This window comes from Candidatus Streptomyces philanthi, assembly GCF_059553635.1.
Genome location: NZ_JCANQV010000203.1, coordinates 1 through 10750 on the forward strand (window position 1 = coordinate 1; position 10750 = coordinate 10750).

The 10750-nt window shown below is 69.7% G+C and carries 9 protein-coding genes; 3 read left to right on the forward strand and 6 right to left on the reverse strand.

Annotated features, from left to right (window positions below; all coding sequences use genetic code 11):
- Positions 1-280 (forward strand): oligopeptide/dipeptide ABC transporter ATP-binding protein (locus AC51EU_RS21185; RefSeq protein WP_496268593.1); only part of this gene is annotated, 280 nt, incomplete at its 5' end.
- Entirely contained in the window at positions 267-1313 is a 1047-nt protein-coding gene (locus tag AC51EU_RS21190; RefSeq protein WP_496268594.1) for an ABC transporter ATP-binding protein, read from the forward strand. The genes AC51EU_RS21185 and AC51EU_RS21190, both read left to right, overlap by 14 nt.
- Positions 1314-1448: 135 nt before the next feature.
- On the opposite strand, the gene AC51EU_RS21195 is transcribed toward AC51EU_RS21190, so the two are convergent.
- The 6 genes from AC51EU_RS21195 to AC51EU_RS21220 form a co-directional block, all read right to left on the reverse strand.
- Positions 1449-2606, reverse strand: coding sequence for an ABC transporter ATP-binding protein (locus AC51EU_RS21195; protein WP_496268595.1), 1158 nt, complete (start codon positions 2604-2606; stop codon positions 1449-1451).
- A 12-nt stretch (positions 2607-2618) separates the two neighbouring features.
- Complete coding sequence (locus AC51EU_RS21200) at positions 2619-3680, reverse strand: ABC transporter ATP-binding protein (RefSeq protein ID WP_496268596.1); 1062 nt, start codon at positions 3678-3680, stop codon at positions 2619-2621.
- Positions 3681-3691: 11 nt separating this feature from the next.
- A complete protein-coding gene (locus AC51EU_RS21205; RefSeq protein WP_496268597.1) occupies positions 3692-4663 on the reverse strand; it encodes an ABC transporter permease in 972 nt (323 codons plus the stop codon).
- Between the two features lie 113 nt (positions 4664-4776).
- On the reverse strand, positions 4777-6579 hold the full coding sequence (locus tag AC51EU_RS21210) for an ABC transporter substrate-binding protein (protein ID WP_496268598.1): 1803 nt from the start codon (positions 6577-6579) through the stop codon (positions 4777-4779).
- A gap of 100 nt (positions 6580-6679) precedes the next feature.
- The gene (locus AC51EU_RS21215; protein ID WP_496268599.1) at positions 6680-7720 is read right to left on the reverse strand and encodes an ABC transporter permease; all 1041 of its coding nucleotides are present in this window, start codon (positions 7718-7720) and stop codon (positions 6680-6682) included.
- Positions 7721-8072: 352 nt separating this feature from the next.
- Positions 8073-10226, reverse strand: coding sequence for a S9 family peptidase (locus AC51EU_RS21220; RefSeq protein WP_496268600.1), 2154 nt, complete (start codon positions 10224-10226; stop codon positions 8073-8075).
- A 313-nt stretch (positions 10227-10539) separates the two neighbouring features.
- Here AC51EU_RS21220 and AC51EU_RS21225 point away from each other — a divergent pair, with 313 nt between their 5' ends.
- Positions 10540-10734 (forward strand): hypothetical protein, encoded by a 195-nt coding sequence (locus tag AC51EU_RS21225; protein ID WP_496268601.1) that lies wholly within the window; start codon positions 10540-10542, stop codon positions 10732-10734.
- Positions 10735-10750 lie beyond the last annotated feature (16 nt).

Here is a 10750-nt window from a genome sequence, read left to right on the forward strand (position 1 = left end):
ACACGCCCCCGTCCGCGAGTTGTACAAGGCGCCCGCGCACCCCTACACCCGCGGCCTCCTCGACTCCATCCCGCGCCTGGACCGCAAGGGCCGCCGGCTGCACGCCATCAAGGGGCTGCCGCCCAGCCTCACCGCCATCCCGTCCGGCTGCCCCTTCCACCCCCGCTGCCCGCTCGCCCAGGACGTCTGCCGCACCGACCTCCCCCCGCTGCACCTCGCGGGCCCCGGCCGGGCCAGTGCCTGCCACTTCTGGAAGGAGACGCTCGATGGCGCACGATGACCCCGGGGGCGGGCCCGTCCTGGAGATCCACGACCTGGTCAAGCACTACCCGCTGACCCAGGGGGTCCTGTTCCGCAAGCAGGTCGGCGCCGTGAAGGCCGTCGACGGGATCTCCTTCGACCTCCGCGCGGGCGAGACGTTGGGCATCGTCGGCGAGTCCGGCTGCGGCAAGTCCACCGTCGCCCGCATGCTGGTCGGCCTGGAACGCCCGTCCTCCGGGCAGATCCTCTACCGCGGCGAGGACATCACCAAGCTCTCCGGCCGCGCCCTCAAGGCCGTACGCCGCAACATCCAGATGGTGTTCCAGGACCCCTACACCTCGCTCAACCCGCGGATGACGGTCGGCGACATCATCGGCGAGCCCTTCGACATCCACCCCGAGGCCGCGCCCAAGGGCGACCGCCGCCGGCGCGTCCGGGAACTGCTGGACGTCGTCGGCCTCAACCCCGAGTACCTCAACCGCTACCCGCACCAGTTCTCCGGCGGCCAGCGCCAACGCATCGGCATCGCCCGGGGCCTGGCGCTGCGCCCGGAGATCATCGTGGCGGACGAACCGGTCTCCGCCCTCGACGTCTCCGTCCAGGCCCAGGTCGTCAACCTGCTCGCCGCCCTCCAGGACGAGTTCGGCCTCGCCTACGTCTTCATCGCCCACGACCTGTCGGTGGTCCGGCACATCTCCGACCGCGTCGGCGTGATGTACCTCGGGCGCATCGCGGAGATCGGTACCGACGAGGAGATCTACGAACACCCCACCCACCCCTACACCCAGGCCCTCCTCTCCGCCGTCCCCGTACCGGACCCCGAGGCCCGCGAGCGCCGGGAACGCATCATCCTGTCCGGCGATGTCCCCTCCCCGGCCGACCCGCCGTCCGGCTGCCCCTTCCGCACCCGCTGCTGGAAGGCCCAGGAGGTGTGCGCCGAGAAGGTCCCGCCGCTGACCGTCCCGGAACGCTTCCGGGACACCGGCGGACCGGCCGGACACCCCTCCGCCTGCCACTTCGCGGAGGAACGCGAGGTGGTGGGCAGCGGCTGAACGGCCGCGCCACGGCACGGGACAGCACGACGGAGCCCGCCTCCCGTGGTGCCTGGGGTGTGGGAGGCGGGCTCCGTGCCGAGCGGAGGCGGGGGAGTACGGCTCAGCGGCCGGACGCCCCCTGGTGAGACCGGGTCAACGGGTCGTGTCGCCGGAACCGGCCTCCTCGGCCGGTCCCTCCGACGGTGCCTCCTCGGCCGCGGCCAGTGCCGGGTCGAGGACGATGTCCTCACCCCGCGCCGCGGTCGTCGGTTCCTCGGGGAAGTGGCAGGCCGTCAGATGGCCCGCGCCGTTCCCGGTGACCTGGAGGAGCTTCGGCTCCTCCGTCGCGCACTTGTCCTGCGCCTTCCAGCAGCGGGTGCGGAAGCGGCAGCCCGACGGCGGGTTGACGGGGGAGGGGACGTCGCCGGAGAGGCGGATGCGCTCGCGCTCCTCCTCGCCCTCCTCCACCAGCTTGGCCTCCGGCACGGCCGACAGCAGCGCGTGGGTGTACGGGTGGCGCGGCCGGTTGTAGATCTCGTCACGGGTGCCGACCTCGACGACCTTGCCGAGGTACATCACCGCGACGCGCTGGCTGAAGTGCCGCACGATCGCCAGGTCGTGCGCGATGAACACGAACGCGATGCCCAGCTCGCGCTGGAGGTCCTGGAGCAGGTTGACGACCTGCGCCTGGATGGACACGTCGAGCGCGGAGACCGGCTCGTCCGCGACGATCAGCTTCGGCTCCAGGGCGAGCGCGCGGGCCACCCCGATGCGCTGCCGCTGGCCGCCGGAGAACTCGTGCGGGAAGCGGTTGTAGTGCTCCGGGTTGAGACCCACGGTCTCCAGCAGCTCCCGGATGCGCTTCTCGCGGCCGCCGGGCGGGTTGATCCCGTTGATCTCCATCGGGCCGCCGATGATGGTGCCCACGGTCTGCCGGGGGTTCAGCGACGCGTACGGGTCCTGGAAGATCATCTGGATCTCGGAGCGGATCGGCGCCAGCTCCTTGCGACCCGCGTTGGTGATGTCCTGGCCCGCGTAGGTGATCTTGCCGGCGGTGGGCTCCATCAGCCGGGTGAGCAGCCGCCCGGTGGTGGACTTCCCGCAGCCGGACTCGCCGACCAGGCCGAAGCTCTCCCCGGCGTGCACGGTCAGATCGACGTTGTCGACCGCCTGCACCGCGCCGACCTTCCGCTTGAACGGAAAGCCGCCGTAGATCGGGAAGTGCTTGGTCAGCCCCTCCGCGACGAGCAGCGGCTCGCCCGGTGCCGGGACGGAACCGCGGGGGGCGGGGAGGGTGGCGTTCTCGGTCATGGTGGTGACTCCCTAGCCCAGCCGGGGCTTGATCTGCTCGGTGAAGAAGGTCTGCCGCTGCGCGGCACTGAGGTGGCAGGCGGCGGCCCGCCCGTCGGGGAGCAGCGGCCGCTCCGTGGAGCACAGCCCGCCCTCGACCTCGGCGGTGAAGCCGCAGCGCGGGTGGAAGGCGCAGCCGGACGGAGGGGTGAGCAGGCTCGGCGGGGAGCCGGGGATCGGGTGCAGCTCCTCGTTGACGTCCGAGGACAGCCGCGGCATGGAGCTGAGCAGGCCCCAGGTGTACGGGTGCCGGGGCTGGGTGAGGATCTCCCGGACGGAGCCGCGCTCCACGGCCCGGCCGCCGTACATCACCAGCAGCTTGTCCGCGGTGTTGGCGACGACGCCCAGGTCGTGGGTGATCATGATGATCGCGGAGCCGAACTCCTGCTGGAGGTCCTTGAGCAGGTCGAGGATCTGCGCCTGGACGGTGACGTCGAGGGCGGTCGTCGGCTCGTCCGCGATCAGCAGCTCGGGGTCGCAGACCAGCGCCATGGCGATCATCGCGCGCTGGCGCATACCGCCGGAGAACTGGTGCGGGTAGTCGTCCACGCGCAGGCTCGGCTGGGGGATGCCGACCTTGGTCAGCATCTCGATGGCCCGCTCGCGGCCCTCGCGCTTGTTGGCGCCGGTGTGCTTCATGAACGGCTCGGCGATCTGCCGGCCGACGGTGTAGTACGGCGACAGGGCGGTGAGCGCGTCCTGGAAGATCATCGCCATCTTGTTGCCCCGGAGCTTCTCCAGGGTCTTCTCCTTGGCGGAGGTCAGCTCCTCGCCGTCGAGGTGGATCTCGCCGGTGATGGTGGTGGCCTTGGGGTTGTGCAGCCCCAGGATCGCCAGGTTCGTCACCGACTTGCCGGAACCCGACTCGCCGACGATGCCGAGCGTCTCGCCCTTCTCCAGGTCGAAGGAGAGGCCGTCCACGGCCTTGACGATGCCGTCCTCGGTGGAGAACCGGACATGCAGGTCGCGTACCGAGAGGAAGGAGCCCGGCCCGGTCGGGGCCGGCGTGCCTTCGGGCTTGGTGAGTGTGGTCACGTCAGGCTCTCCTAGGACAGGCGCACGCGCGGGTCGATGAAGGCGTACGTCGCATCCACGATGATGTTGAACACCAGGATCAGGGCGGCGCTGAAGATCAGCACGCCCAGGACCATGGGCAGATCGAGGGTGGTGACGGAGTTGATCGCGAGGCGGCCGACGCCCGCGAGCGAGAAGGTGTACTCGGTGATCATGGCGCCGCCGAACAGCGAGCCGAGGTCCATGCCGAGGATGGTGACGATCGGGATGAGCGAACCGCGCCAGGCGTAGCGCATGAAGACGTACCGCGCCGGCATGCCCTTGGCCTTGGCCGTGCGGACGTGCTCCTCCTGGAGCTGCTCGATCATCGTCGAGCGCGACATACGGGTGTACTGCGCGGTGAAGATCGTCGCCATCACGAGCCAGGGCAGCAGCAGGCCCATGAACCAGCCGCCCGGGTTGCTGGTGAAGTCCACGTACTTGGGCGAACCCATCACGCCGCTGTAGACGAAGAGGCCGAGCACGATCGGGCCGAGGATGTAGATCTGCACCGAGCTGAGCACCATCGACACACCGGTGACGATCTTGTCGATCCAGGTGCCGCGCTTCCAGGCGGCGAGCAGGCCCGCGCCCAGACCGATCGTCAGGAAGACGACGGTACCGCCGACGGCCAGCGACACGGTGGTGGGCAGCCGGTCCATGAGCGTCGCCCAGACGTCCTGCTTGGTGGCGAACGAGTAGCCGAAGCAGGGGGCGTTGCAGTGACCCATCGTGTAGTCACGGCCGACGAAGATGCCCTTGAGGAACTCCCAGTACTGCTCCGGCAGGGGCTTGTCGAGGCCGAGGTTGTGGTGGATCAGGGCCACGTTGTCGGCGGTGCAGTTCTTGCCGCAGGACATCAGGGCCGGGTCGCCGACGGCGAAGAAGACGAAGAAGGTGAAGGCGCTCAGCAGGATGAGGGTGACGATCGCGCCGAACGTCCGGCGAAATAGGAATTGAAGCATGACAGTTCGCTGCTCTCAGGACGGCGGCGGCTGTGGGCGTGAGGGGGTCCGGGAAGGCCCCGGAGAGCGCGTGCCCCGCCGTGCGCGCGCTCTCCGGAGTGCCTTCGGTGTGCTTACTTCTTCTTCAGGAACAGCGTGTTCGGGTCGAGGTAGCTGACGTCGAGGTTGTAGCGGACGCCGCCGATGTTCGAGCCGTACAGCTGGAGGGTCTTGGTGAAGAAGACCGGAGCGGCCGGGTTGACCTTCTCCACGATGTAGTGGTGGAGCTCCTGCCACGCCTTGGTCTGCTTCGCGATGTCCGTCATCCGGGAGATGTGGACGATCTCCTCGTTGACGTGCTTCTCGTCGACGTGCGAGTAGTTCGACGCGCCGTCCTGGATCTGGGTGCCGTCGTACGACGGGGGGATCACCGTCGAGGCGTCGGGCCAGTCCTGGCCCCAGCCCGTCATGTAGATGTCGAAGCCGTTCTTGACCTTGCCCATCTGCTGGTACCAGGAGGCCGAGTCGATCTCCTTCTTCTGCACGTCGAAGCCGGCCTTCTCCAGCGCGGTCGCGACGACGACGGCTTCCTTCTGGCGGGCCTCGGTGTTGGCGTAGGCGTAGACGAGCTTCATGCCCTCCTTGCCGGCCTCCTTGAGGAGCTTCTTCGCCTTCTCCGGCTCACCGTTGGGGTGCTTGGTCTTGCCGTAGGGGTCGTAGCCCTTCTCGTAGCCCGCGACGGTCGGGGCGAGGAGGCCGCCGGCGATCTCGCCGCCGTAGCTGCCGCCGTTCAGCCGGACGATCTGGGCGCTCGGCAGGGCGTAGGTGATCGCGTCACGGATCCGCTTGTCCGTGAGACGCTGCATGTTCATGTTCATCTGCCAGACGTAGGGCTGGTAGCCCTGCACCAGGCGCTTGCTGGCGCTGGCGTTGTCCAGCACCTGCTTGGTGATCGCCGGGTCGACCGCGTTGGTGAAGCTGATCGCGTTCTTCGCCTCACCCTGGTCGGCCATCAGGCGCTTGGTGGAGTCCGACGCCTGGTGGTTGAAGGTGATGTTGTACCCGTCGGGGTACTGGTGGCGCATCGCGTCGGTCTTCGGGTCCCAGTTGGTGTTGCGCACCAGCTGCATGGACTTGCCGTCCTTGAAGGACGCGATCTTGTACGGGCCGGAGGTGACCGGCTTGACGTCGTAGTTCTCCTTGGTGTCCTTGTCGCTGTCCGGGACGACGCTGTAGCCCGGCATCGCCAGCGCGTAGGGGAGCTGCGTCTGCGGCTCCTTGAAGTGGAATATCACCGTCTTCTCGTCCGGCGTCTCCAGGACGCTGTCGGGCAGGTGCTTGCCCTTGTACGGACCGTCCGGCAGCGCCTTGCGGTACTTCGTGCCGCTGCCCGAGAGCCACTGCTGGACGTAGGTCGGGCCGTCGGTGATGAAGGAGGCGTACATCCGCTCGATGGTGTGGCGGATGTCCTTCGAGGTGATCGGCTTGCCGTCCTCGAACTTGATGCCGTCCTTGAGCGTGTACTTCCACGTCTTGCCGCCGTCGGACATCTGGCCGGCGTCGGTGGCGAGGTCGCCGACGAGGGTCATGTTGCCCTTGTCGTCCTGCTTGAAGCTGGTCAGACCGCGGAAGATCAGCTGGGCCAGCGCCTTCATGTCGCTGACGTACATCTGCGCCGGGTCCAGGTGGTTGTAGCTGTCACGCTGGTAGACGCGGATGGTGCCGCCGGACTGCGCGTCCTTGACGGGGGCGGCCGGGCCGGTGGAGTCCGACGCCTTGCCGAGCGGCACGGCCTTGGACTGGACGGCGGCGTCCGCGTCCGTCTTCGCGTTGTCCTTGCTCGTCTTGCTGCCGCCGCTGCAACCGGTCAGCGCGAGGGATCCGGCCGCCAGGGCCACGATCGTCGCGCGCGCTCTGCGCGAGGAGAGTCCGTTCATGAGGTCCAAGCACCTGCCTGTCAGTCGTTGTCCATGTGCTGTCCGACGCATCCGGTACGGGTCCGGGCGGGGGTGACAGCGAGCCCCCGCTGGTGGGCGCTCAGCGCCCCGACTTGGGATCGAATGCGTCCCGGACCGAGTCCCCGAGGAGGTTGAAGCACAGCACGAAGATGACCATCGCGGCGCCGGGGAAGAGCAGGAAGGTCGGGTCGTTCTCGTAGATGTTGCCCGCGGTGTGGAACAGCCGGCCCCAGTCCGGCGTCGGCTCCATGATGCCGACGCCGAGGTAGGACAGACCGGCCTCCGCCGTCACGAAACCGGGCAGCATGTAGGTGCTCTGGACGAGGATCGGGGTGACCACGTTCGGCAGCAGTTCCTTGCGGATGATGCGCCAGGGCGAGGCCCCGGTGATCTTCGCCGCCTCCACGAACTCCCGCTCCCGCAGGGAGAGCACCTGACCGCGCAGCAGACGCGCCAGACCCATCCAGCCCAGCGCCCACTGCACGATGACCAGCGCGCAGACACGGACATAGGTCGGCGTCTCGTCGCTCGGGGGCACGAACAGCGCCACGACGACCGGCATGAACGCCACGAACGTCAGCTGGCTCGGGAAGGCGAGCAGGAAGTCGATGACCCGGCCCAGCCAGTAGTCGGTCCTGCCGCCCAGGTAGCCGGCCGTGACACCGAGGACGATGCCGGTGAGGACGACGAGGATCGTCACGATGACGGAGATCCCCAGCGAGGTCCGCATGCCGTACAGCAGCTGGGTGAACAGGTCGCGGCCGAGCTGCGGCTCGACACCGAACCAGAAGTCGCCGGAGATGCCGCCGTTGGGCCCGGCCGGGAAGCCGAACTCGTCCAGCAGACCGGCCTGCTCGTTGCCGTACAGGGTGTACGGGTTCTTGCCGTAGAGGGACGCGATGACCGGGGCCAGGGCCGACACCACGAAGAACGCCAGCACCACGATCGCGCAGATCACGCCGGTACGGTCGCGCTTGAAGCGCGTCCACATCAGCTGGCCGGGGGAGCGACCGACGAGCTCACCGCCCTCGGCGTTCTTCTTCTTGTTCTTCTTGAGACCCTTGGGCTCCGGCCCGGGGGTGTCGGGCTTGGTAGCCGCGGTCTGGGATGGACTGGTCATCGCGAAGTGCCCCCGCGCCGAGTTCTCTTGGAACGTGAAGCGGCACCGATCCGCACCGCTGGATGAGCGGACTTTCGCAAGTGATTTATGGCGGAGTCAAGGGGATCGGAGTGGCTGGCGCGCAGGTGGTCAGCTTCTTGAGCGAACGTTGCGCAGATCGACGCACAGGCGTGCTTGACAGCCACCGGCAACAAGGGACATCAGGGGCATGTCGGTGACAATCGCGGTTAACAGAGGGGTAACTTTCCTGTCGTCACACCGATATACGGACGCGTCATGCTGAACACCGTACGGCCGTGCGGGTGCCGTGGGCCGGCCGGGAATCCCCGACGGGAAACCCGGCCGGCCGCCCTCAGCGGAGCCCCAGCGACCGCTTGAGGAAGTCGACCTGAAGCAGCAACAGGTTCTCCGCGACCTCCTCCTGCGGGGTCATGTGCGTCACCCCGGACAACGGCAGCACCTCGTGCGGACGGCCCGCCGCCAGCAGCGCCGACGACAGCCGCAGCGCGTGCGCCACCACCACGTTGTCGTCCGCCATCCCGTGCACGATCAGCATCGGCCGGTGCGGCCCGACCGCCCCCGACAGCCCCTCGTCCGTGACCACCGAGTTCGCCGCGTACACCGCCGGCTCCTCGTCCGGATGCCCCAGATAGCGCTCCTGGTAGTGCGCGTCGTACAGCCGCAGATCGGTGACCGGCGCGCCGACCACCGCCGCGTGGAAGACGTCCGGACGCCGCAGCGCCGCCAGGGCCGCCAGATAACCGCCGAACGACCAGCCCCGGACCGCCACCCGCCCCAGGTCCAGCGGGAAACTCCCGGCCAGCGCGTGCAGCGCGTCGACCTGGTCCGCGAGGGCGGTCTCCGCGACCTTCCGGGAGATGCACTTCTCCCAGGCGGGGGAGCGGCCCGGGGTGCCCCGGCCGTCCGCGACGATCACCGCGAACCCCTGGTCGGCCAGCCACTGCGACGTCAGGTGCGCGTTGTGCGCGGCCACCACCCGCTGCCCGTGCGGCCCCCCGTACGGGTCCATCAGCACCGGCAGCGGACCGTCGCCCTCCGCGTAACCGTCCGGCAGCAGCACCGCGCACGGGATCTCCCGCTCGCCCGCGAGCACCAGACGCGGCCGCGCGGTGATCACCGGCTCCTGCGCCGACGACCCCAGGGCCGCCAGCGTCCGCTCCGCACCGTCCGCGCCCAGCCGCACCACGTCCACCTGCGTGCCCGGCCGCTCCAGGCACGCCTGGGACAGCACGACGACATCCCCGCCGCGCACCGCGGACGACACCGACGGATACGGCCGCGCCCCCACCCGCTCCCAGCCGCCCTGGTCACCGCTGCCCCGGTACCAGGCGCGGTAGACCCCGATGTCGTGGTTCTCGGCACCGCTCGCGGAGAACAGGACGTCCTCCTCCCCGACGTCCAGCACCGCCCGGACGTGCAACGGCGCGGCGGTCAGCGGACGGTCGCCGACGAACAGCCGGCGCGCACCGCCCTCGTCCGCGATCCGCACCAGCCGCCCGTCCGGCGTCCAGGCCGGCGACCCGGTGAACAGCTCCACCCAGGCCGCGTCCTCGTCGTCGTGCACCGTCCGGGTCTCCCCGGTCGCCTCGTCCACCGTCAGCACGCGCTGCTCACGCTGGTCGCGGGACTGCACCAGCAGCAGCGGCGGGCCGCCCGACGACCAGTGGACCCGGGCGAGATACGGGTAACGGACGCGGTCCCAGACGACGTCCGTACGGGAGCCGCCCAGACCGAACAGGGCCAGGGTGACCTCCGCCTGGTCCGTGCCGGCCTGCGGATAGGCGACCGGGACGGGCTCCCGGTCCGGGTGCGCGGGGTCGGAGATCCACCAGCGCCGCACCGGCGTGTTGTCCACCCGCGCCGCCAGCACCCGGTCGCTCTCCGGGGACCACCAGTAGCCCCGGTGACGGTCCATCTCCTCGGCCGCGGCGAACTCCGCGAGCCCCCAGGTCACCTCCGGCCCCTCGGGACACGCCAGCGCGCGGTCCCCGTCCGGACCGCCGGTACCGGGGTCCGCCGGGACCACCCGCAGCTCGCCCCGGGACACATACGCGACATGGCGGCCGTCCGGCGAGGGACGCGGGTCCACCACCGGGCCCGCGGCGGGAAGTTCACGGGTGGTGCCGGCCCGCAGCTCGGAGACGAAGAGCCGGCCGGAGACGGGGAAGGCGGCCAGCTCCACCGCCGCGTCGACGGCGTATCCGACGATCCCCGCCGACCCCTCACGGGTGCGCTCGCGCCGCGCCCGCTCCTCGGGAGGCAGGTCCTCCGACGCGCCGGGGAGCAGGGCGGACGGATCGGCGGCGGTGAATTCCCGCCCCTCGCCGAGATCGAGGACCCACAGCCGCTGGCTGCGGTCGGCCCCCGTGGCGGAACGGAGGAAGACGACGCGGGCGCCGTCCGGGGAGACGGTGAACCCGCGCGGCGCGCCCAGGGTGAAGCGCTGGGTGCGGGCGTACTGCCGGGGGAAGGAGGGACCGGTCATGCACGGAGCCTAGAACCGTGTCGCGTCATTCGCCCGTCGGCGGGGGCGCACGGCGGGGCGCTCCGCCCGGACGGAGCGGAGGCGGGCCCTCCCCTCCGGGGCGCGAGGACCCCAATCGCCGGGCGGTGAAAGGCTCGTGCGCCCCTTTCTTGCTTCCGTGCACCGACATATGCGCGCGTCCGGAAAGTTATGATCCCTTGCGCGTCGTGGGTATGGGGTAAAGAGCCCTCGGCATACCCGGGGCGTGGGGCCGTCCAGGCGGTCCCGTTCCCTCAACTCTGTCCGGTCCATGCGTATTTGGAGGTGAGCCGCCGTGGCACTCTCGATTTCGGCGGTGGTGCTGCTGGCGATCATCGTCTTCTTGCTCATCAAGAAGTCCGGGCTCAAGGGCGGGCATGCGTTCGTGTGCATGCTGCTGGGCTTCTACCTGGCCAGCTCGTCCGTGGCCCCGACGATCAAGCAGCTGACGACGAACGTCGCCGGGATGCTCGGGGGGATCAAGTTCTGACGCGGAGGCACAGCGC